Consider the following 21,512-nt stretch of genomic DNA (forward strand, 5'->3'; position numbering starts at 1 on the left):
CCGGCCGTGATCTGGAAATAGTCGTAATCCCCGGGCCGGTCGAACGCGTTGAGATATTGGAAATGCAGCTCGAACAGCTGCCATTTCAGGGCCTTCTGCCGCTCGGGGCCAAGCGTCTTCGTAAATGCCGCCGAAATCACCAGCGGCCAGCGCTGCCCTTCCGGCGCGACCCCCGTCACCGCCACCGGATCGCAGAGCGCGAAGGAACAACCATCGCCCGGCGCGGTCACGTCGAGCCAGGTGATCTCGTCGCGGGTGCTGAGAAACGCCAGGTCCGACCGCAGCCGCCCCGCTTTGGGCAGGAAAGACACCATGGGCACCACGTGGCCAAGTGTCAGCAGCGCCAGCCTTGGCCCGCCCTCCGGCACCCTGCCCGACCGGATCACATCGGCCAGCAGCGACACCGCCATATAGGCCCCCGAGGAATGGCCGACGACCAGCACCTCGTCCACATCCTCGGACAGCGCGTCCGCGATCCGATCCGCGAAAGCGCGCATCCGCTCCTCCTGCGCAGGCGGGTAAGCCCCCCCGTGGCGGGCCGAGAAGGCATAGTCATGCATCAGGTACCAGCCAAGCCAGGGGTCGCGGCGCTTGAACCAGCCAAGCACGGCCCATGCCACAAGGGCCCCCAGCCCGACCCCTGCCCAGGCCCGCTCGATGAAATAGGGCGAAAAGCCGAAATCCGCGGGCCCGACGACCATGCCGCTTGCCCAGACAAACGCGAAGAAGGCCAAGAGCCCGATCAGCCCGGCGAAAACCGCCTGTGCCAGCAGCAGCACAACCGGGTAGAGCGCCGCGATCACCGGGCCTTTCCTGAGCCGCATCAGGCGGAAAAGCGCGCCCGAGCCGATATAGGCCCATGCCGTGCGCAAAAGCTGCCAATAGGTCGAGGCGATCCCGTGGCCCATGCTGTCCTTGACGATATCGGCCCAGACCAGAACCTCGATATCCGCCTGCGTTGCCTGCCCGTCGATGACCGTGTCCACCGACCAGCCGTAATAGCCCTGGGTCCGTTGCGGCCCCATCGTCAGCTGATAGCCCGAAATCCCGGCCTGCTCGCTGCCGCCACGGCGATAGCGTTCACGGTATTTGCGCGCCGGAACCGGGTCGAAGCCCGGAATGTAAAGAACCCGCCGGGTCCTGACCTCTTGGCCGTTTGCCTCACTCATAACTCTACTCTGCACCGGCTTTCGGGCGCAGCATACAGGGAAATTCGGGCAAGGCTAAGACGGGTCAGCCCAATTCGCCAAGCATGGGGAAGGTTTCGAGGATCCAGAAGGACAGCGTGGTGAAGGCACCGGTCAGCAGCATCAGCCCGACGGCGATCAGCAAGAGCCCCATGATGCGTTCGATCAGCTTCATGTGCCGCTTCAGACGCGTCATCAGCCCCATGGCGCGTTCGATGAACATGGCCGCCAGCAGGAAGGGCACCCCAAGCCCGATGGCATAGACCGCCAGCAGCGTCGTGCCGCGCGCAACGGACGATTCAACCGCAGCCAGGCCCAGGATCGCGCCAAGCTGCGGCCCGATGCAGGGCGTCCAGCCGAAGGCGAAGGCCAGCCCCAGCACATAGGCCCCAAGCGCCGACCCGCCCCGGTCTCCCGCATCCATGCGCGCATCGCGGTCGAGGATCGGAATGCGGAACACGCCGAGGAAATGCAGACCGAAGACGATGACGACAGCGCCCGCGATCTTCGCCAGAAGGTCCTGGTTTTGCAAAAAGAACTGCCCGAAGATCGAGGCCGTGAAGCCCAGGAACACGAACACCGTGGACAGGCCCAGAACGAAGAAGCTTGCTGCCAGAACCGCGCGCCTGCGGCCTGCACCCGCCTGCATTTCGTTCATGCTGATCCCGCCCATATAGGCCAGGTATGGCGGGACGATGGGCAGCACGCAGGGGCTGAGGAAACTCAGCACCCCCGCCGTCAGGGCCACGAACATCGCAGGCAGCAAACCCGCATCGAAGAGGTCAATTCCGAACATGTCCCCTTCCTGCCGCGCCGCGCGGCAAAAGACCAGCCCGCTCTGTCTCACATTCCCGTGGACAAGCGCCGCAGCCCTGCGCTAGGCGCATCCCATGACCCCCGATCACGATATCGACGCCCTTGGGCTTTTGTGCCCGCTTCCTGTCCTGCGCCTGCGCAAGGTGCTGCTGGCGGCCCGTCCCGGCGCGGTGATCCGGATTCTCGCCGACGATCCCGTGGCGCAGATCGACATCCCCCATTTCTGCGCCGAACAGGGGGCCACGCTGCTATCGACCGAGGATCAGGCCCAGGGCACCGCCTTCACGATTCGCGCGCCCTGACCCCGTCTTCTTGGTCCAAATAGTCGATAAGCTCCGCTCACCACGGGCCTGACGCAGGAGTTGCCCGCCTTATTCCGCCGCCGTCGCCAGCGGCGCCCCACCGGCCCGGAAGGCCGCAAATAGCTCCTCCCGACGTTTCGCGGCCGCCGCAACATGGGCTTCCTTGACCGGGCCATAACCGCGGATCTGACGGGGCAGATTGGCGATTTCAACCGCGATATCAAGAGTTTCCGGCCGGACATCGCGCAGGATCCCCGCCATGTCCGACTCGTATTGCCGGATCAGCCCGCGTTCCATCCTGCGCTCGGCGGTGTAGCCGAACGGGTCCAGCGGCGTGCCGCGCAGCTTGCGCAACTTGGCAAGCACCCGGAACCCCCGGCCCATCCAGGCACCGAATTGCCGCTTGCGGGGGCGACCCGACGGGTCGCGCCCCGGCAGAAGCGGCGGGGCAAGGTGGTAGCTGAGCTTCAGGTCGCCCTCGAAGACCTCGCGCGCCTTGGCCTCGGTTTGCAGATGCAGCCGGGCGACCTCGTATTCGTCCTTGTAGGCCAACAGCTTGTGATAGCCCACGGCCACGGCCTCGCGCAGGCGCGTATCCTCGATCGCGTCGACCAGCTTGCGATAGCGTTTGGCCAGCCGCTTGCCCTGGTAATCCACCAGCTGCGCCGCGCGGAAGGCGATACGCTCCTCCAGCGGCTTGGGCATCTGGACGACGTCACCACCCAGTTGCGCGGCCTCTTCGGGGTTCAGCACCGCCCACCGGCCCAGTTCGAACGCCTCCTTGTTGCGCTCGACCGCCGCGCCGTTGAGTTCGATCGCGCCAAGGATCGCCTCGTGGCTGAGAGGCAGCAGACCGTTCTGCCAGGCAGCCCCCAGCACCATCATGTTGGAGAAGATGGAATCGCCCATCAGCTTGCGCGCCAGGTCCGAGGCGTCGAACAGCGCCAACCCATCCCCCAAACGCGCTTGAAGAGCGATCTCCAAGTCACTCACAGGAATACGGAATTCCGTATCACGGGTGAAGGCCCCGGTGATGATCTCATGGCTATTCACCACGGCCTTGCTGCGCCCCGTGGTCATCAGGCCGAGCGTCTTTGCCCCGGCAGAGACCACCAGATCGCCGCCAATGACCGAATCTGCCTCGCCCACGGCGACGCGGATCGCGCTGATATCCTCGGGTCGCTCGGCCAGACGCAGGTGGATATGCACGGCGCCGCCCTTCTGCGCGAGCCCTGCCATCTCGATCATGCCGGCGCCCTTGCCGTCGAGCTGCGCGGCCTGCGCCAGCACCGCGCCCACGGTCACGACGCCGGTGCCGCCAACGCCGGTGATCACCACGTTATGGGTGCCGCTGATCGTGGGCAGATCGGGCGCGGGCAGATGGCCCACATCGACGCTTGCCGAGGCTTCCTTGCGGATCTTGCCGCCTTCCACGGTCACGAAACTGGGGCAGAACCCCTTGAGGCAGGAAAAGTCCTTGTTGCAGCTCGACTGGTCGATGGCGCGCTTGCGGCCAAGCTCGGTTTCCACCGGCACGATGGACACGCAGTTCGACTGCACCCCGCAATCGCCGCAGCCTTCACAGACATCGGTATTGATGAAGACCCGGCGATCGGGATCGGGGAAGGTGCCGCGCTTGCGGCGGCGGCGTTTTTCGGCGGCGCAGGTCTGCACGTAGATGATGGCGGACACGCCCTCGATGTCCTGGAACCTTTCCTGCACGACCATCAGCTCGTCGCGTTCATGGCGTTCGACGTCGCGCGGAAAGGCTGAAAAATCAATCTCTTCCTTGGGGTCGTAGATGAGCGCGATGTGTTTCACGCCCATGGCGCGGATTTCATGCGCGATGCGCGCCGGGTCCAGGTCGCCCTCGTTATGCTGGCCACCGGTCATGGCCACCGCATCGTTGAAGAGGATCTTGTAGGTGATGTTGGTGCCCGCCGCGATCGCCGCGCGAATGGCCAGGATGCCGGAGTGGTTATAGGTCCCCTCGCCAAGGTTCTGGAAGATGTGTTTGCGGGTGGAAAACGGAGCCTCGCCAGCCCAGTTCGCCCCTTCCGCGCCCATATGGGTGAAGGCCTCGGTATTGCGGTCCATCCACTTCGCCATGAAATGACATCCGATGCCCGCGCCCCCGCGCGCGCCCTCGGGCACCTTGGTGGAGGTATTGTGCGGACAGCCCGAGCAGAACCAGGGCAGCCGCGTCGCCAGGTCCTGCGCATTGTCGGCGCGCATGGCGTCGGTCACCTGCTGGATGCCCGCCTTGATCCGGTCGGTGCCGCGGCCCTCGTCGATCAGGATAGTTCCCAGTTTCACGGCAATATCATTGGGGTCGAGCGCGTAATGGGTCGGGAACAGGACCTCGCCCTTGCCACCCTTGTAGCCATATACCCGACGCCCGCGCCGGTTGTCGAAAATGGCTTCCTTGATCTGCACCTCGATGAGCTTGCGCTTTTCCTCGACAACGACGATCAGCTCCAGCCCCTCGGCCCATTCACCGAAGCTCTTCATGTCGAGCGGCCAGGTCTGGCCCACCTTGTAGGTGGTGACGCCAAGCCGCTCGGCCTCGTCTTCATGGATGCCAAGGAGTTCCATCGCGTGCACGAGGTCGAGCCAGTTCTTGCCCGCCGCGACGAAACCGATCTTGGCGCCGGCCTTGCCAAGCACGCGCCTGTCGATGCCGTTGGCCCGCGCGAAGGCCTCAGCGGCGAAGCGTTTATGGGCCAGCAGCCGTTCTTCCTGCGCGATCCAGTGATCGCCAAGGCGGATATTGAGCCCGCCCGGCGGCATCGGGAAATCGGGGCGCGTGAAAGCCATGCGGTCCGGGCGGCCATCGACGACGGAGGTCGCTTCGACCGTGTCCTTCATGGTCTTGAGACCGACCCAGACCCCGGCAAATCGGCTGAGCTCATAGCCGTAATGCCCGTAATCGAGGATCTCCTGCACGCCTGCGGGTGACAGGACCGGCATATGCACATCGACCATCGCCCAATCGGACTGGTGGCAAACAGTCGAGCTTTCGCCGGTATGGTCGTCGCCCATGGCCATGATGACACCGCCATGGGGCGATGTGCCGGCCATGTTGGCGTGGCGCATCACGTCGCCCGAGCGGTCCACACCCGGCCCTTTGCCATACCAAAGCCCAAACACCCCGTCGAACTTGCCCTCGCCGCGCAACTCGGCCTGCTGCGCGCCCCAAAGCGAGGTTGCGGCCAGGTCCTCGTTCAGACCGGGACGGAACAGCACATCGGCTGCCTTCAGCACCTTTTCGGCCTTGGTCATCTGCAGATCAACCGCGCCAAGAGGCGAGCCGCGATAGCCAGTCACGAAGCCAGCGGTGTTCAACCCGGCCTGCCGGTCACGCCATTTCTGCGCCAGCATCAGGCGCACCAGCGCCTGCGTGCCGTTCAGAAGAACGGGCGACTTTTCCAGATCGAAGCGATCCTTCAGCGAGACTTGCGCGATTCCCATGCTCCCCTCCCGGTGGGCTGCCTGTTCGTCGGGCATTATAGGTCAGTATTTGTGACCTTTCAATACGGTTTCACGCACTCAGCACCAATTGACCCGACTTCAACATTGAACTGTAAGGCAAATTGCTTACTTTGCCATGGCGAACAGGTTTTCTTCCAAAAGTGAAAGTGTACCCCCTATGGACTGGGACAAGCTGCGCATTTTTCATGCTGTTGCCGACGCCGGCAGCCTGACCCATGCAGGCGACACCCTGCATCTGAGCCAGTCTGCGGTCAGCCGGCAGATTCGCGCGCTGGAAGAAAGCCTGAACACCACGCTGTTTCATCGCCATGCCCGCGGCCTGATCCTGACCGAACAGGGCGAATTGCTGTTCGACGCGACGCGATCCATGTCGAAGCGGCTCGATGCCGCCGCCGCGCGCATCCGCGACAGCGAGGAAGAGGTGTTTGGCGAACTGCGCGTCACGACGACCGTTGGCTTCGGCACGCTCTGGCTCGCGCCGCGCCTGCCGCAGCTTTACAACAAGTATCCGCAGCTCAAGATCGACCTCATCTTGGAAGAAAAGGTCATGGACCTGCCCATGCGCGAGGCCGATGTGGCGATCCGCATGAAGGAACCGAGCCAGGCCGACCTGATCCGGCGCAAGCTGATGAGCGTGCGCATGCAGCTCTATGCGTCCCAAGCATACCTGGAAGCCAACGGAACCCCGGCAACGCTGGACGATCTGGGCAGTCACCGCCTGATCAGCCAGAACGCCCATTCTGCGCAGGTCAGCGCCGGGGCGCTGCTGGTGCGCGAGATCATGTCCTACGACGTGGGCAGCTTCCTGACCGTGAACAACTATTTCGGCGTGTTGCAGGGTGTGATCCATGACCTTGGCATCGGGCTTTTGCCCGATTACCTGACCGAAGACTTCCCCGATCTCGTGCGCGTACTGCCCGAGGTCGAAAGCAACGAAGTGCCCGTCTTCCTCGCCTATCCCGAGGAGTTGCGTCACTCGAAACGCATCGAGGCCTTCCGCGATTTCGTGACCGATGAAGTGATCGCGCACCGCCGCAAGCGGCGCGAACAGGAGGGCGAATAGCCCCCCGCTGCACACGCCAAAAGTGTGAGCCATGTGCAACGTGCATAGCGGGTTTGCGGCGATGCGGCGAAATATCCCTTGATCGATTCCAAACCGCTGACTATTTGAGCATCAGTGACGGGCGATATGCATCTGCCTGGTCACTACCTCCCTGTTGGACTTTGGCCGAGATTCGTCTCGGCCTTTTTTTTGGTCTAACGCCCGGATAAATAAGCAGCATGTTCGATCTGGCAGAGCTCAACCCATCCGATTTCGACGACTGGCAGGCGCTTCTGGCCCTGCTAAACAGGGCCTTTGCCTACATGGAAGGCCGGATCGACCCGCCCTCTTCACTGACTCGCATGACGGCACAATCCCTGCGCGAAAAGGCCCGGGATGAAGACCTGTTTTTATTCCGCCGCAATTCGCGCCCCATTGCCTGCCTATTCGCCAATGAAAAGGGCACTCACTACTATATAGGCAAGCTTGCAGTTGACCTCGATTTCCGGGGGCAAGGGCTGGCCCGGCGGCTCATGGATGCTGCAGCGCAGGAAGCCCTGCGTCGGGGACTTGCGGGGCTTGAGTTGCAAACGCGGGTTGAACTGGTCGAAAACCAGCGGACCTTCCGCGCCATGGGCTTTGGCCTCGTAGGGGCCAGCGCACACGAAGGCTACCCGCGCGCGACCTCATTCACCTTTCGCCGCCCCCTGTGACCTCTCACCCCTTTTCCCCGCCCGGGGCTTGCCCTAAAGAGGCGCCAAGCGACTTACCCCCGGGGGATATCACGACATGCAGGAACCGGCCATCACGCCCGACATCATCGCCGCGCACGGGCTGAGCCCCGATGAATACGAGCGCATTCTGGAGATCATCGGTCGGGAGCCCACCTTCACCGAACTGGGCATCTTCTCGGCCATGTGGAACGAGCACTGTTCCTATAAGTCGTCGAAGAAATGGCTGCGCACCCTGCCCACCGATGGCCCGCAGGTGATCTGCGGCCCCGGCGAGAATGCGGGCGTGATCGACATCGGCGACGGGCAGGCCGTGGTCTTCAAGATGGAGAGCCACAACCACCCCTCCTACATTGAACCCTACCAGGGGGCAGCGACCGGCGTGGGCGGCATCCTGCGCGACGTCTTCACCATGGGCGCGCGCCCCATCGCGGCGATGAACGCGCTGTCCTTCGGCGCGGTGGATCACCCCAAGACCCGCCAGCTGGTGCATGGCGTTGTCGAAGGCATCGGCGGCTATGGCAATTGCTTCGGCGTGCCGACCGTGGGCGGCGAGGTGCGCTTCCACCCCGCCTATAACGGCAACTGCCTGGTCAACGCCTTTGCCGCCGGGCTCGCCGACAGCGACAAGATCTTCTACTCGGCCGCCTCCGGCGTCGGCATGCCCGTGGTCTATCTCGGGGCCAAGACAGGCCGCGACGGGGTTGGCGGGGCCACCATGGCCAGCGCCGAGTTCGACGACACGATCGAGGAAAAGCGCCCCACGGTGCAGGTGGGCGATCCCTTCACCGAGAAACGCCTGATGGAAGCCTGCATGGAACTGATGCAGACGGGCGCGGTCATCTCCATCCAGGACATGGGCGCCGCCGGGCTGACCTGTTCGGCGGTGGAAATGGGCGACAAGGGCGGGCTTGGCATCCAGCTCAACCTCGACCACGTTCCGCAGCGCGAAACCCACATGACCGCCTACGAGATGATGCTGTCGGAATCCCAGGAACGGATGCTGATGGTGCTCAATCCCGACCTGGAGGACGAGGCGCGCGCCGTGTTCGAAAAGTGGGACCTCGATTTTGCCATCGTGGGTGAAACCATCCCAGAGGACCGCTTCCTCATCATCCACGGCAACGAGGTCATGGCCGATCTGCCGCTGTCGAAACTGTCTTCGACCGCGCCGGAATACGACCGCCCCTGGGTGGAAACACCGGCCGCAGCGGAGATGGAGCCGGTGCCGGGTGTCGACGCGATCGACGGGCTGAAGGCGCTGATCGGGTCGCCCAACTACGCGGCCAAGCAATGGGTCTACGAGCAATATGACCACATGGTCATGGCCGACACGGTGCGTGCGCCGGGGCTTGGCGCGGGCGTGACACGCGTGCATGGCACCGACAAGGCGCTGGCCTTCACCTCGGACGTGACGCCGCGCTACGTCAAGGCAAACCCCTTCGAGGGCGGCAAGCAGGCCGTGGCCGAGGCCTATCGCAACATCACCGCCACGGGCGCCCTGCCGCTCGCCACAACCGACAACCTCAATTTCGGCAATCCCGAAAAGCCGGAAATCATGGGCCAGTTCGTGGGCGCGATCAAAGGCATCGGCGCGGCCGTGGCGGCGCTCGACATGCCGATCGTGTCGGGCAACGTTTCGCTTTATAACGAGACCGACGGCAAGGGCATCCTGCCCACCCCCACGATCGGGGCCGTTGGGCTGCTGGAAAACGTGGCCGACCTCATTGGCGGCACCGCGCGCGACGGGCACGTGGCCGTGCTGGTGGGCGAAACCGCCGGGCACCTGGGCCAGTCGGCGCTGCTCTACGAGGTGTTCAGCCGCGAAGACGGCGACGCACCGCATGTGGACCTGGAGGCTGAAAAGCGTAACGGCGACTTCATCCGTACCAATCGCGATCTCATCGACATGTGCTCGGACCTCTCCGATGGCGGTCTTGCGCTGGCGGCCTTCGAGATGGCGGAGGCCTCGGGCACCGGCGTGACCCTCGATGCAGGCGACACGCCGACGCTTTTCGGCGAAGACCAGGCGCGCTACCTCATCGCCTGTTCCTTCGACAAGGCCGAAGCGCTGATGGTGGCCGCAGGCCAGGCCGGCGTGCCGATCGCAACCGTGGGCCGCTTCGGCGGCGACGTGGTGCGCATGGGCGGGTCCGAAGCCCCGCTGGCAGAGCTTTCAGCCCTCTATCGCGGCGCCTTTGCCGCGAAACTCGGGTAAGCTTGGGCGCGGGCAAAAATCTGCGCAGATTTTTGCAAAGGATCTTTAAAGATCCTTCCGCGCCCGCGCCCTTGCGGGACGCTTGGGCGCGGACTACATCTGGGACGAGAGACAGGAGATGCCCACAATGCCCATCACGGCCCGCGAAATCGAGGATCTGATCCGGGAAAGCTTCCCCAATGCCAAGATCATCGTCGAAGGCGATGACGGCGCGCATTTCGCCGCTCAGGTCGAGGATGAAAGCTTCAAGGGCATGAACCGGGTCCAGCAGCAGCGCGCGGTCTACGCGGCGCTGAAGGGCAAGATGGATGGCCCCGCGGGCGATCTGCATGCTTTGGCGCTGACCACGAAGGCACCGCAATAAGGCCCGGACGGGCCTCCACTAAAGACCAGGACATCAAGGAACGCTGAGATGAGCGCACAGGACCAGATCAAGCAAACCATCGACGGCAACGACGTGGTGCTGTTCATGAAGGGCACCAAGATGATGCCCCAATGCGGCTTTTCCAGCCGCGTGGCGGGTGTCCTCAACTTCATGGGAGTCGAGTTCGCCGATGTGAACGTGCTGGCCGATGACGAGATCCGCCAGGGGATCAAGGACTTCTCCGACTGGCCGACCATCCCACAGCTTTACGTGAAGGGCGAGTTCGTGGGCGGCTGCGATATCGTGACCGAGATGACGCTCTCGGGCGAGTTGGACCAGCTTTTCGACGCCAAGGGCGTGGGCTACTCCAAGGACGCCGCCGACAAGATCCGCGAAGCCAACGCTTAAGCCACAATCGGTTTCGCCCCCCTCGGGGGCGACCCGCGCGGCCCTTCTGGGCCGCGTCTCATTTTCCGCCGCGGAAAATGCCTGGGGGCTCTGCCCCCCGTCGCCCCTGGGCGACGCCCCCCGGGATATTTTGGGAACAATGAAGCGGGCTCAGGCCGAAAGGCGACGCAATGTGGTTTCCATGGCGTCGAGAAAGCGGCTGCGGTCGGCCTTGGAAAAGGGCTTCTGACCGCCGATCCCCTGCCCCTCCAGCCCGGCGCGCAGGTCGGCCATGATGGCGCGGGTGGCGATCTGACCGCCGATACTGTCGAGCGTGAAGGGGCGCCCTTTGGGGTCGAGCACTTCGGCCCCGGCCTTGAGGCAGCGCTCGGCCAGCAGGATGTCGGCGGTTATGACCAGGTGGCCCGGCCCGGAGGCGGCGGCGATGGCGTCATCGGCGGCATCGAACCCGTCGGATACCGTGAACATCCTGACCAGCGGGTGATCGGGCAGGCGCAGGCCCTGGTTGGCGACGAAGACGATCACCTGGCCATGGCGCAGGGCCACGCGGATCGCCTCTTGCTTGACCGGGCAGGCATCGGCATCGACCAGGATCATGCGGGGCGTTCGGCGCCGAGCGCGCGCAGGGCCTCGGCCAGAAGCGTCGCCTCGCCGCCCATGCCGATGAAATTGACGCCGTGCCGGACCGCCTCGGCCCGCGCTTCTGGTGTGCCGAGGATGATCCCCGCCGTGCGCCCGGCCGCGCGGATGCGCGCGATGGCCTCGGCGATGGCCGTCTGCACCTCGGGATGGCCGGGATCGTCGCGATGGCCCATATCGGCGGCGAGATCGGCGGGGCCGATGAAGATGCCATCGACACCATCCACGGCGGCAATCTGCTCGATCGCGCCAAGGGCTGCGCGGCTTTCGGCCTGGACCAGCACGCAGATCTCGTCATTGGCGTTGGTGGTGTAATCCTTCGCTTCGTGAAAGCCCGAGGCACGCGCCACCAGCGCCCCCTGCCCGCGCACGCCATCGGGCGGATAGCGGCAGGCGCGCACCACGGCGCGGGCTTCCTCGGCGCTGTCGATCATCGGCACCAGCACGCTTTGCGCGCCAAGGTCGAGCACCTGCTTGAGAATCCAGTCCTCGGCCATGGGCACGCGCACAACGGCCTGGGCGGGCGTCGCGGCAATGGCGATCAGCTGATCGCGGATCGAGACCGGGTCCCACGGACCGTGCTCGCCATCGACCAGGCACCAGTCGAATCCCGACCGCCCGGCGATTTCGGCCACCAGGGCAGAGCCGAGATTGAGCCAGATGCCCCGTTGCAGATCGCCGCGCGCCAGGCGCTCTTTGAGAAGGTTTTTCGGTGCGGGCATCGCCTGGGTTCCCCTTGGTCAACTTGCCGGATTGCCCCGATCCTGTAGGGAATCGGTCCGATTTGGAAGGCGCGTCCGGGCCATTTGCCTTTTTCGTTCCGAACACGCATTCCCTTTGCGCAAAGGGTCCATTTCGGCCCTTTTCAATCCCACAAACCCGGAATAACCTGCGGACACAAGGATAAAACGTCCAATAGGGAGACTACTATGAAGAAGCTTCTGCTGGCCTCTGCGGCCACCGCAGTTCTTGCTGGTGCGGCCTATGCCGAAGACATCAGCATCGGCGTGATCCTGGGCTTCACCGGCCCGATCGAATCGCTGACCCCCAACATGGCTGCTGGTGCAGAACTGGCCATGGCCGAAGTGAACGCCGCCGGCGGTATCCTCGATGGCAGCAACGTGGTGTCGGTGCGTGCTGACTCCACCTGCATCGATTCTGCCGCAGCACAGGCTGCCGCCGAACGTCTGATCACCGCCGATGGCGTGGCAGGCATCATGGGCGCGGACTGCTCGGGCGTGACCACCTCGATCCTGTCGAACGTGGCGCTGCCCAATGGCATGGTCATGATTTCGCCGTCGGCCACCTCGCCGGCACTGTCGCTGGTCGAAGACAACGGCCTGTTCTTCCGCACCGCCCCCTCTGACGCGCGTCAGGGTGTGGTGATGTCGGAAGTTCTGATGGATCGCGGCATCACCGAGGTCGCCGTGACCTACACCAACAACGACTACGGCCTTGGCCTGGCAGACAGCTTCGCCGCAGCCTTCGCCGAAATGGGCGGCACCGTGACGCTGGTGGCTGCGCATGAAGACGGTCGCGCCGACTACTCGGCGGAAGTGGGCGCACTGGCCTCTGCCGGTGGTGCTGCGCTCGTCGTGGCGGGCTATGTCGACCAGGGTGGTTCGGGCATCATCCAGGCCGCGCTCGACTCGGGCGCCTTCGACACCTTCGTCTTCCCCGACGGCATGGTCAGCCAGGCGCTGGTCGACAACTTCGGCGACCAGATCGACGGCTCCTTCGGTCAGCATCCGGGCACCGACTCGGACGGCGCAGCGCTCTTCCAGGGCATGGCCGCCGAAGCCGGCTTCGATGGCACCTCGCCCTTCGCGGCTGAAAGCTACGACGCCGCCGCGCTGATGATGATGGCGATGGCTGCGGCCGGGTCCTCGAACCCGGGCGACTATGCCGGCCACATCATGGACATCGCCAACGCTCCGGGTGAAGTCATCCAGCCGGGTGAACTGGCGCGCGCGCTGGAAATCATCGCCGCTGGCGGTGACGTGGATTACGAAGGCGCAACCGCGGTCGAACTGATCGGCCCGGGTGAATCCGCCGGTAACTACCGCGAGATCGAGATCCAGGGCGGCGAGATCGTCACCGCACGCTATCGTTGATCCGATCCTGTTGAACACGCTAACGGACAGCCCGGTCATTGCCGGGCTGTTCCTTTAAGGACCATCGGGGGGCCCGTTCCGGCACATGATTACCGTCCATGACCTGCACAAGCATTTCGGGGGCTTCCATGCCGTCGATGGCGCAAGCCTGAGCATCGCAGAAGGTTCCATCACCGGGCTCATCGGCCCCAATGGCGCGGGCAAGACCACGCTGTTCAACGTGATCGCGGGGGTGTTGCAGCCCACCTCGGGCCGCGTCGAGATGGATGGCGAGGACATCACCGGCCTGCCGCCGCACGAGCTCTTCCACAAGGGGCTCTTGCGCACCTTCCAGATCGCGCATGAATTCAGTTCGATGACCTGCCGGGAAAACCTGATGATGGTTCCGGGCGGGCAGTCGGGCGAAAGCCTGTGGAACACCTGGTTCGGGCGCAAGCGGATCGCTGACGAGGAACGTGCGCTGCGCGCCAAGGCCGACGAAGTGCTTGAATTCCTGACCATTTCCCATATCGCCGACCTGAAGGCGGGCGAGGTGTCTGGCGGTCAGAAGAAGCTTCTGGAACTGGGTCGCACGATGATGGTCGACGCCAAGATCGTCTTTCTGGACGAGGTGGGCGCAGGCGTGAACCGGACCCTGCTTTACACCATCGCGGACGCGATCAAGCGGCTCAACCAGGAACGTGGCTACACCTTCGTGGTGATCGAGCACGACATGGATTTCATCGGCAAGATCTGCGACCCGGTCATCTGTATGGCCGAGGGCAAGGTGCTGGCGGAAGGCACGCTGGACGAGATCAAGGCCAACGAGCACGTGATCGAGGCCTACCTGGGCACCGGTCTCAAGAACAAGGACAAGGTGGACGCATGAGCGGCAATCCCTACCAGGACGATCGCGGCAACAAGGACCGCTCGATCGGAAATCCCGACGGGATCGGCACCCTGACCCCGGCCAAGGGCCAGGGCAGCAAGACCACCCCGGCCGCAGGCCAGCCTTTCCTGATCGGCGAGGCGATGACCGGCGGCTACGGCAAGGGTGCCGACATCCTGCATGACTGCACGGTGTCGGTCGAAAAGGGGGAAATCGCGGTCATCGTCGGCCCCAACGGCGCGGGCAAGTCGACCGCGATGAAGGCCGTTTTCGGCATGCTGAACCTGCGCAAGGGCCGGGTCGTGCTGGATGGCGAGGACATTACCCACCTGACTCCGCAGGCGCGTGTGGCAAAGGGAATGGGCTTCGTGCCGCAGACCTCGAACATCTTCACCTCGAGGACGGTGGAAGAGAACCTGGAAATGGGCGCCTTCATCCGCGAGGACGACTTCCGCGGCACGATGGAGCAGGTCTACGAGCTGTTCCCGATCCTGAAGGAAAAGCGGCTTCAGCCTGCGGGCGAATTGTCTGGCGGTCAGCGCCAGCAGGTCGCGGTTGGCCGGGCGCTTATGACCCAGCCCAAGCTGTTGATGCTCGACGAACCCACGGCGGGGGTCAGCCCCATCGTGATGGACGAACTTTTTGACCGGATCATCGAGGTCGCCCGCACCGGCATCTCGATTCTCATGGTGGAGCAGAACGCCCGCCAAGCCCTTGAAATTGCAGACAAGGGTTATGTCCTCGTGCAAGGCCGCAATGCCTACACGGACACCGGCAAGGCCCTTTTGGCCGATCCGGAGGTGCGCAAGTCATTTCTTGGAGGTTAATCATGTACAAGATCCTTTCCCTTGCTCTCGTTTCGGCCGCAATGGCCGCCCCCGCCATGGCGCAGGACCGCACGTTCCGCTGCACCATGACCGAGGCCTGCCGGCAGGACGGCGGCAACTGCCAGCCCGAGAACATTCCCTACAACTTCACGCTCAACGCCCAGACCGGCGCGGGCGAGATGGAGCAGCGCGAGGGCAATTTCTTTGACGGCTCCGTGGTCGAAAGCGACGGGGCGATGCATTTCTTCTTCACCAATTCCGCGGGCGTGGAACTGGGCACCATCACCGAGGCCGGGCAGATCATCTACACCGGCAACATGGCGATCGGCGACAGCCTGATCCATTACCGCCTGAACGGCACCTGCTCCGAAACCACCGGCGGTGGCGGTGCGGGCGGCGCCAGCAAGTAGCCTTGGGGGACGGATCGCGTGACGGGGGGAAAACGGGCAGTTCTGGCGCTGGCAGGCGCGGCCGCGATGGCCGGGCCTGTGCAGGCGCAGGGCGTGATGCGTCCGCTTTACTGCCTCTTTACCGTCGATTGCGCGATCTCCGCCCTGCCCGACTGCGCCGCGCGCACCTTTTCCGTCGAGGTGGCCCCGATCGACCACGAGGCGGGCCTGTGGTTCAGCTACGATGGCTTTGCCCTGTCGGTCGAGGACGTGACCCCGTCCGATACGCCCATGTCCTATTTCCTGTCTGCCGGATACGAAGAGGCCGTTCTGCTGACGGTCTTCGACACCGGCGCGGCGCTGCATCTGCGCCAGTTTTCCCTGCCCGGATCCGGTCCTGCCCAGGAAACCGCCCGTGGCCAATGCGAGGTTCTTTAACGTGACCGTCCGTTCCGCTTTCGCCGCGCTTGCCGCGCTTTGCCTGTTCCCATCCCCCCTGCTCGCCCAGGACGCCGCCGAAGGCGCGGACCGCCTGTCCTGCACCATGGTGATCCTGTGCATCGAGGCCTCGCCCTGCACCGAGTGGGAGCAGACGGTTCAGATTGCCGAGGGCGAAGACGGACAGTGGAGCGTCGAATTCGGCGATGACCTGCCGTCAGACTTCACCCTGGCCGCCGACCTGCCCGCGCCCGAAGGCTCGCTGGAGCCCACCGATGTCATCAGCCTGATGCGCGCAGGTGCCGACACGCAGGCCGTGCAGCTGGTGACTCTGGCCGGGGCGGGCGAGATCGTCATCACCCTGCACCAACCGCATCTGCGCCCGCGCAGCGTGACGGGCTACGGCGTATGCGCCGACCGCTCGGCGGAGGAGGCAAGCGAGTGAGGCAGTCCGCTCTCATATCCCTGTTCTTCGTCGCGGCCCTGCCCGCGCAGGCCGAAGAGGGCTACCTGTGCCGCTTCGACGTGACCTGCACGGCGGGCGGCTGCGCGCCCGCAGAAGCCGAGATCGAAATCGCCCGCTCTGCCGAGGCCGGGGCCTGGATCTTTCTCAGTTCCGAGGCAGAGGGCATCGAGGGGCTGGCACTGATGCCTGCGGGCGCGGATGTGCAATCCTTCGCTTTGCATGCCCCCGGCACCGAAAGCGCGCTCTTCACGCTCTACCCCGACGGGCGGGCGATCTACAGCGTGCATGCAACCGACCCGGCCACCGCGCCCACCCAGGGCTTCGGCGCCTGCGAGAGGGCCAGCGGATGACCCGACCGATCACCCCGGCGCGAACCGCCGCGACCGACAAATTCCGACCCTGCGAGGAGATGTGACTTGGACATCCTGAACGCATTCATCGTTCTCGCCAATTTCGTCATCGTGCCAGCGACCGCCTATGGCGCGCAGCTGGCGCTTGGCGCGCTTGGCGTGACACTCATCTATGGCATCCTGAGGTTCTCGAACTTCGCCCATGGCGACACGATGGCCTTTGGCGCCATGGTGACAATCCTCGTGACCTGGGCGCTCCAGGCGGCGGGCGTATCGCTCGGGCCGCTGCCCACGGCGCTCCTGGCGCTGCCGGTCGGCATCGCGGCCACGTCGCTGCTGCTGATCGGCACCGACCGGGTGGTGTATCGTTTCTACCGCCAGCAAAAGGCCAAGCCGGTGATCTACGTGATCGCGTCGCTTGGCGTGATGTTCATCATGAACGGGCTGGTGCGCTTCATCATTGGGGTGGATGACCAGCGCTTTGCCGATGGTGAACGCTTCATCATCTCGGCGCGCACCTTCCGCGAGATGACCGGGCTGAGCGAGGCGCTGGCCATTCGCACCAGCCAGGGCATCACCGTGGTGGTGGCGCTCATCGCGGTGATCTTGCTTTTCTGGTTTCTCAACAAGACCCGCACCGGCAAGTCGATGCGCGCCTTTTCCGACAACGAGGACCTGGCGCTTCTGTCGGGGATCAACCCCGAACGCGTGGTGCTGGTGACCTGGCTGATCGTGGCCGCGCTGGCGACCACGGCGGGCGTGCTCTACGGCCTCGCCAAGAGCTTCAAGCCCTTCACCTATTTCCAGCTGCTGCTGCCGATCTTTGCCTCGGCCATCGTGGGTGGTCTGGGCAACCCCCTGGGCGCCATCGCGGGCGGTTTCTTGATCGCGTTTTCCGAGATCTCGGTCACCTATGCCTTCCGCCGCTTTGCGCAGCACCTGCTGCCCGAAAGCTGGGAGCCTGAGGGGCTGCTTCAGCTTCTGTCGACCGACTACAAGTTCGCCGTCAGCTTCGCGATCCTGCTGATCGTGCTTCTGTTCAAGCCCACCGGGCTCTTCAAGGGGAAATCGGTATGAGCAGCGCAAACGCAAAACCCGTCCTCTTCTTTGCCCTGGTGGCCGCGCTTTTCATCGGCACCGGATTCATGCAGTCGTGGAACACCACGCTCACGATCTTCAACATGGGGCTGATCTCGGCCATCATGGCGCTTGGCGTGAACATGCAGTGGGGCTACGCGGGCCTGTTCAACGTCGGTATCCTTGGCTTCACCGCGCTTGGCGGGCTGGCCGCGGTGCTCGTTTCCATGCCACCCGTGGGCGAGGCCTGGTCCGCTGGCGGGCCGCGTGTCCTGCTGGCGCTGCTTGTGGGTGCGGGCTCCATCGTGGTTGCGATCATGGCCTGGATGCGTCTTCCCAAGGGGCTGGTGCGCGTCGTGGCGCTGCTGGCCATCCTGATCGTGGGTTTCATGGTCTACCGGGCGATCTTCGATCCCGCCCGCGATGCGATCGAAAGCGTCGATCCGGCGCTGACGGGCTATCTTGGCGGGCTTGGGCTGCCGATCATCCTGGCCTGGCCCGTGGGCGGTCTTTTCGCGGCGGGCGCGGCCTGGATCGTGGGCAAGACCGCGCTTGGCCTGCGCTCGGACTACCTGGCCATTGCGACGCTTGGCATTGCCGAGATCATCCTGGCGGTTCTCAAGAACGAGGACTGGCTGGCCCGCGGCGTGAAGAACGTGACCGGCCTGCCCCGCCCCGTGCCCTACGAAATCGACCTGCAAAGCGCCGAGTGGTTCCTGTCGCTGGCCGACCGGATCGGCGCCGACCCGGTGACCTTCTCGTCAATCACGGTCAAGCTGTCCTACGCGGCGCTGTTCGCGACCGTGCTGCTCATCCTGATCTGGATGTCGGAAATGGCGCTGAAGTCGCCCTGGGGACGGATGATGCGCGCGATCCGCGACAACGAGGTGTCGTCGGAGGCCATGGGCAAGGACGTCACCAAGCGGCATTTGCAGATTTTCGTTCTTGGCTCTGCCGTCTGCGGCCTGGCGGGCGCGATGATGACCACTCTCGACGGGCAGCTGGTGCCGGGCACCTACAACCCGCTGCGCTTTACCTTCCTCATCTGGGTGATGGTGATCGTGGGTGGATCGGGCAACAACTGGGGTTCGGTCCTGGGCGGGTTCCTGATCTGGTGGCTGTGGATCATGGTCGAACCGATCGGCCTGTGGCTGATGCAGACGATCACCATGGGTCTGGCCGAAGACAGCGCGCTGCGCCAGCACCTGATCGACTCGGCGGCGCATATGCGACTGCTGACAATGGGGCTTTTCCTGCTCCTGATGCTGCGCTTCAACCCGCGCGGGCTGATCCCGGAACGCTAGGCGAACGGGGCCTTGCGGCAACGCAAGGCATGGCGCGCTTTTCAAAGCGCGCATGGAAAAGGGCCGGTGACGGCCCTTTTTTCATAACAAGTCGAGGCGTCATCCCTGCCCTACGGCAGGCACAGCCAATCCTTGATGCCCCCGGGAAGATGAGGACGGAAATAGATGATGGCGCGTCCCTCCGGCGGGGCCCCGGCCCCCGCCTGCCAGGGGGCGACCCCATGCAGGACCAACCGGTGCAGAAGCAGCGCCTCGCCCGGGCGCGCGGTGAGTTCGCGGCGCGGACAGCTCTCGAAAGCTTCGCGCCGCGCGGCGTGATAGGCGTCGGTCAGATCGACCTCGTCCCAGGCCTCGCGAGGATGGTCTCGCAGAACCGCGCCAAGGCGGGCGCGCATCAGATCGTGACTGCCCGCCCACACCACCAGCGGCGCAGCCCCTGCCCCGCAATCCGTCACCGGCAGGCCGAGGATCCAGCCATGCGGCTCTTTCAGCATGCGCCGCCGGTCAGGACCAACGGGCAAAAGCCCGTCGAGGTGCGCCGCATCCCGCCGGGCGCGAAAGCGATGCGCCGCATCGCTTTCGCCCGCGTCCTGCCCTGGATAGCCCGGATAGGTCACCGAAACCTGACCGGGATCGAGCGCCAGAGGCCCTGTCACCTCCTCTGCCGCCCTGAGTGCCGCGCCCCGCAGGGGCGCCCCCCCGACCCGGCCAGCGGCGTTGTTTCCCAAAACGTTCACGCCTGCAAACCACGTGCCCCCGTGGCGCAGCCAGCGGGCGCGCAAATCAGGATCACGGGCACAGGCCAGCGCCGCTGGCCCCGCCGTTTCCAGCCATTCGGCAACCTCCGGGTCCGGCCCGAAGACCTGGTACCCGGCAGAAAGCCAGCTCAAAACCCGAAGGCCTTTCGAAGCATGTTGAGTGCCATGATCATGATGAAGACCGCGAAAGCACGTTTCAGCGGCTTGGGGTCCATCGCGTGGGCCAGTTTCACCCCCCATGGGGTCGTGATAAGGGTCATGGCCACGATGATCACGAAGGCGATCAGGTTCACCTGCCCAACCGTGTAGGGCGGCCGCCCCTCGCCTTGCCCGCCGACCATCAGGAACCCCAGAACGGAGGGCACCGCGATGATGACACCAAAGCCCGCCGCCGTCGCCACCGCCCGGTGGATGGGCCGGTTGTAGAGCGTCATCAGCGGCACGCCGAAGCTGCCCCCACCAATTCCCATCAGAACCGACAGGAAGCCCAGGGCGGGCGAAACGGTCGCCCTTGCCACGCCGCCCGGCATCTCGTCGCCAAGCCGCCAGTCGGCGCGCCCGAAGGCGAGGTAGAGCCCGACGCAGACACCCAGCACCCCGAAGATGCCCATCAGCACCTCGGAGCGCAGGCCAGACGCCGCCACCACGCCAAGCGCGGCCCCGATGGCAATACCCGGCCCCCAGCTTTTCAGGATCTCCCAGTCCACCGCGCCCTTGCGGTTATGCGCCATGACCGAGCGCACCGAGGTCACGACGATCGTGGCCAGCGAGGTGGCCAGGCAGATCTGCATGAGGTCCGGCGTGTCGTAGCCAAGCGAGGAGAAGGCGAAGTAGAAGGCCGGGACGAGGATGATCCCGCCCCCCACGCCCAATAGCCCCGCGACAACGCCCGCGAAGGCCCCGATCACAAGGATCAGCCCCAGAAGCGGCAGGTATTGGGTAAAATCGGCCATGTGATTGTTCCCTCGCGCGGTTCGCCTGCGCGACTTAACCAGAGCCCGGAAGGAATGAAAAGCGGCCTCAGGCGGCGAATTGCAGAACCGCCGACAGGGCGCGTTCCACGACCTCGGGGCCAGCCCCGTCCTTGTGGGCTTCTTCCGACAGGATACGCTTCCAGTGTCGCGCACCGGGACGGCCCGCGAAAAGCCCCAGCATATGCCGGGTGATCTGGTTCAGACGCCCGCCCCCCGCGATATGGGCCTCGATATAGGGCAGCATGGCCTCGGCGACCTGGTGGGCGGTTGGTGCAGGCCCCGTCTCGCCAAAGATCCGGCGATCGGCCTCCAGCAGCACATCTGCGGGCGTGTGATAGGCGGCCCGCCCGATCATGACGCCATCCATGCCCGCGGCCAGATGGGCCTCGGCCTCGTCCAGAGTGGTGACGCCCCCGTTGATCGACAGGTCAAGCCCGGGAAACACGGCTTTCATGCGATGCACCAGCGGATAGTCGAGCGGCGGGATATCGCGGTGTTCCTTGGGGCTCAGCCCCTGAAGCCAGGCCTTTCGCGCGTGGATCGTGAAGCGCGTGACGCCGGCATCTGACACGATGCGCAGAAATTCGGGCAGCACCTGTTCGGGATCCTGTTCATCCACCCCGATCCGGCACTTTACCGTGACCTCGACCGGGCTGGCCGCGATCATCGCCGCAACGCAGTCGGCCACGAGGCCCGGACGCTCCATCAGCACAGCCCCGAAAGAGCCCGACTGAACCCGGTCCGAAGG

General features: G+C 64.7%; 23 protein-coding genes. 15 read left to right on the forward strand and 8 right to left on the reverse strand.

Going from position 1 to position 21,512, the window contains the following annotated elements; genetic code table 11:
* Together ACEQXV_RS12965 and ACEQXV_RS12970 are read right to left on the reverse strand one after the other, a co-directional pair.
* On the reverse strand, positions 1-1,169 hold a 1,169-nt coding region (locus tag ACEQXV_RS12965; RefSeq protein WP_370269551.1), incomplete at its 3' end, for a hypothetical protein.
* Positions 1,170-1,233: 64 nt separating this feature from the next.
* Positions 1,234-1,983, reverse strand: a complete 750-nt coding sequence (locus tag ACEQXV_RS12970; protein WP_370269553.1) for a cytochrome c biogenesis CcdA family protein — start codon at positions 1,981-1,983, stop codon at positions 1,234-1,236.
* 94 nt (positions 1,984-2,077) lie between these two features.
* On the opposite strand from ACEQXV_RS12970, the gene ACEQXV_RS12975 reads away from it, so the two are divergent.
* A complete protein-coding gene (locus ACEQXV_RS12975) occupies positions 2,078-2,305 on the forward strand; it encodes a sulfurtransferase TusA family protein (protein WP_370254140.1) in 228 nt (75 codons plus the stop codon).
* A 69-nt stretch (positions 2,306-2,374) separates the two neighbouring features.
* Here ACEQXV_RS12975 and ACEQXV_RS12980 read toward each other — a convergent pair whose 3' ends face one another.
* Positions 2,375-5,776: an indolepyruvate ferredoxin oxidoreductase family protein gene (locus tag ACEQXV_RS12980; RefSeq protein WP_370269554.1), complete on the reverse strand. Its 3,402-nt coding sequence runs from the start codon at positions 5,774-5,776 to the stop codon at positions 2,375-2,377.
* Between the two features lie 178 nt (positions 5,777-5,954).
* On the opposite strand from ACEQXV_RS12980, the gene ACEQXV_RS12985 reads away from it, so the two are divergent.
* The 5 genes from ACEQXV_RS12985 (at position 5,955) to grxD (ending at position 10,560) form a co-directional block, all read left to right on the forward strand.
* Positions 5,955-6,860, forward strand: coding sequence for a LysR family transcriptional regulator (locus ACEQXV_RS12985; RefSeq protein WP_370254370.1), 906 nt, complete (start codon positions 5,955-5,957; stop codon positions 6,858-6,860).
* 218 nt (positions 6,861-7,078) lie between these two features.
* A complete protein-coding gene (locus ACEQXV_RS12990) occupies positions 7,079-7,552 on the forward strand; it encodes a GNAT family N-acetyltransferase (RefSeq protein WP_370254369.1) in 474 nt (157 codons plus the stop codon).
* A 76-nt stretch (positions 7,553-7,628) separates the two neighbouring features.
* A complete protein-coding gene (gene purL, locus ACEQXV_RS12995; protein ID WP_370269555.1) occupies positions 7,629-9,788 on the forward strand; it encodes a phosphoribosylformylglycinamidine synthase subunit PurL in 2,160 nt (719 codons plus the stop codon).
* 127 nt (positions 9,789-9,915) lie between these two features.
* The gene (locus tag ACEQXV_RS13000; protein ID WP_370254366.1) at positions 9,916-10,152 is read left to right on the forward strand and encodes a BolA/IbaG family iron-sulfur metabolism protein; all 237 of its coding nucleotides are present in this window, start codon (positions 9,916-9,918) and stop codon (positions 10,150-10,152) included.
* A gap of 48 nt (positions 10,153-10,200) precedes the next feature.
* Positions 10,201-10,560, forward strand: a complete 360-nt coding sequence (gene grxD, locus ACEQXV_RS13005) for a Grx4 family monothiol glutaredoxin (RefSeq protein WP_370254365.1) — start codon at positions 10,201-10,203, stop codon at positions 10,558-10,560.
* Between the two features lie 150 nt (positions 10,561-10,710).
* Here grxD and ACEQXV_RS13010 read toward each other — a convergent pair whose 3' ends face one another.
* Positions 10,711-11,157 carry a YaiI/YqxD family protein gene (locus ACEQXV_RS13010; RefSeq protein WP_370255229.1) on the reverse strand — a complete coding sequence of 149 codons (447 nt, stop codon included), beginning with the start codon at positions 11,155-11,157 and terminating at the stop codon, positions 10,711-10,713.
* Positions 11,154-11,921, reverse strand: coding sequence for an HpcH/HpaI aldolase/citrate lyase family protein (locus ACEQXV_RS13015; RefSeq protein WP_370269557.1), 768 nt, complete (start codon positions 11,919-11,921; stop codon positions 11,154-11,156). Before ACEQXV_RS13015 ends, ACEQXV_RS13010 begins: the two co-directional genes overlap by 4 nt.
* A 207-nt stretch (positions 11,922-12,128) precedes the next feature.
* On the opposite strand from ACEQXV_RS13015, the gene ACEQXV_RS13020 reads away from it, so the two are divergent.
* The 9 genes from ACEQXV_RS13020 (at position 12,129) to ACEQXV_RS13060 (ending at position 19,032) form a co-directional block, all read left to right on the forward strand.
* On the forward strand, positions 12,129-13,313 hold the full coding sequence (locus ACEQXV_RS13020) for an ABC transporter substrate-binding protein (RefSeq protein WP_370269559.1): 1,185 nt from the start codon (positions 12,129-12,131) through the stop codon (positions 13,311-13,313).
* Between the two features lie 85 nt (positions 13,314-13,398).
* Positions 13,399-14,181, forward strand: coding sequence for an ABC transporter ATP-binding protein (locus ACEQXV_RS13025; RefSeq protein ID WP_370255037.1), 783 nt, complete (start codon positions 13,399-13,401; stop codon positions 14,179-14,181).
* Positions 14,178-15,008 carry an ABC transporter ATP-binding protein gene (locus tag ACEQXV_RS13030; RefSeq protein WP_370269561.1) on the forward strand — a complete coding sequence of 277 codons (831 nt, stop codon included), beginning with the start codon at positions 14,178-14,180 and terminating at the stop codon, positions 15,006-15,008. The genes ACEQXV_RS13025 and ACEQXV_RS13030 overlap by 4 nt, the downstream gene beginning before the upstream one ends.
* A gap of 2 nt (positions 15,009-15,010) precedes the next feature.
* Complete coding sequence (locus tag ACEQXV_RS13035) at positions 15,011-15,418, forward strand: hypothetical protein (RefSeq protein ID WP_370255028.1); 408 nt, start codon at positions 15,011-15,013, stop codon at positions 15,416-15,418.
* Between the two features lie 18 nt (positions 15,419-15,436).
* Positions 15,437-15,835: a hypothetical protein gene (locus ACEQXV_RS13040; RefSeq protein ID WP_370269563.1), complete on the forward strand. Its 399-nt coding sequence runs from the start codon at positions 15,437-15,439 to the stop codon at positions 15,833-15,835.
* Between the two features lies 1 nt (position 15,836).
* Complete coding sequence (locus tag ACEQXV_RS13045) at positions 15,837-16,280, forward strand: hypothetical protein (protein WP_370255030.1); 444 nt, start codon at positions 15,837-15,839, stop codon at positions 16,278-16,280.
* Positions 16,277-16,651 (forward strand): hypothetical protein, encoded by a 375-nt coding sequence (locus ACEQXV_RS13050; protein ID WP_370269565.1) that lies wholly within the window; start codon positions 16,277-16,279, stop codon positions 16,649-16,651. Before ACEQXV_RS13045 ends, ACEQXV_RS13050 begins: the two co-directional genes overlap by 4 nt.
* 66 nt (positions 16,652-16,717) lie before the next feature.
* Complete coding sequence (locus ACEQXV_RS13055) at positions 16,718-17,728, forward strand: branched-chain amino acid ABC transporter permease (RefSeq protein ID WP_370269567.1); 1,011 nt, start codon at positions 16,718-16,720, stop codon at positions 17,726-17,728.
* The gene (locus tag ACEQXV_RS13060; protein WP_370255035.1) at positions 17,725-19,032 is read left to right on the forward strand and encodes a branched-chain amino acid ABC transporter permease; all 1,308 of its coding nucleotides are present in this window, start codon (positions 17,725-17,727) and stop codon (positions 19,030-19,032) included. Before ACEQXV_RS13055 ends, ACEQXV_RS13060 begins: the two co-directional genes overlap by 4 nt.
* 110 nt (positions 19,033-19,142) lie before the next feature.
* On the opposite strand, the gene ACEQXV_RS13065 is transcribed toward ACEQXV_RS13060, so the two are convergent.
* From ACEQXV_RS13065 to dusA, 3 genes are all read right to left on the reverse strand, one after another.
* Positions 19,143-19,922: a hypothetical protein gene (locus ACEQXV_RS13065; protein ID WP_370269569.1), complete on the reverse strand. Its 780-nt coding sequence runs from the start codon at positions 19,920-19,922 to the stop codon at positions 19,143-19,145.
* A complete protein-coding gene (locus tag ACEQXV_RS13070; protein WP_370253315.1) occupies positions 19,919-20,743 on the reverse strand; it encodes a sulfite exporter TauE/SafE family protein in 825 nt (274 codons plus the stop codon). Before ACEQXV_RS13070 ends, ACEQXV_RS13065 begins: the two co-directional genes overlap by 4 nt.
* Positions 20,744-20,810: 67 nt before the next feature.
* Positions 20,811-21,512, reverse strand: a 702-nt coding sequence (gene dusA, locus ACEQXV_RS13075) for a tRNA dihydrouridine(20/20a) synthase DusA (RefSeq protein WP_370269571.1), incomplete at its 5' end; no start/stop codon positions are given.

The sequence above is a fragment of the Nioella sp. genome (assembly GCF_964229645.1).
GTDB lineage: Bacteria > Pseudomonadota > Alphaproteobacteria > Rhodobacterales > Rhodobacteraceae > Nioella.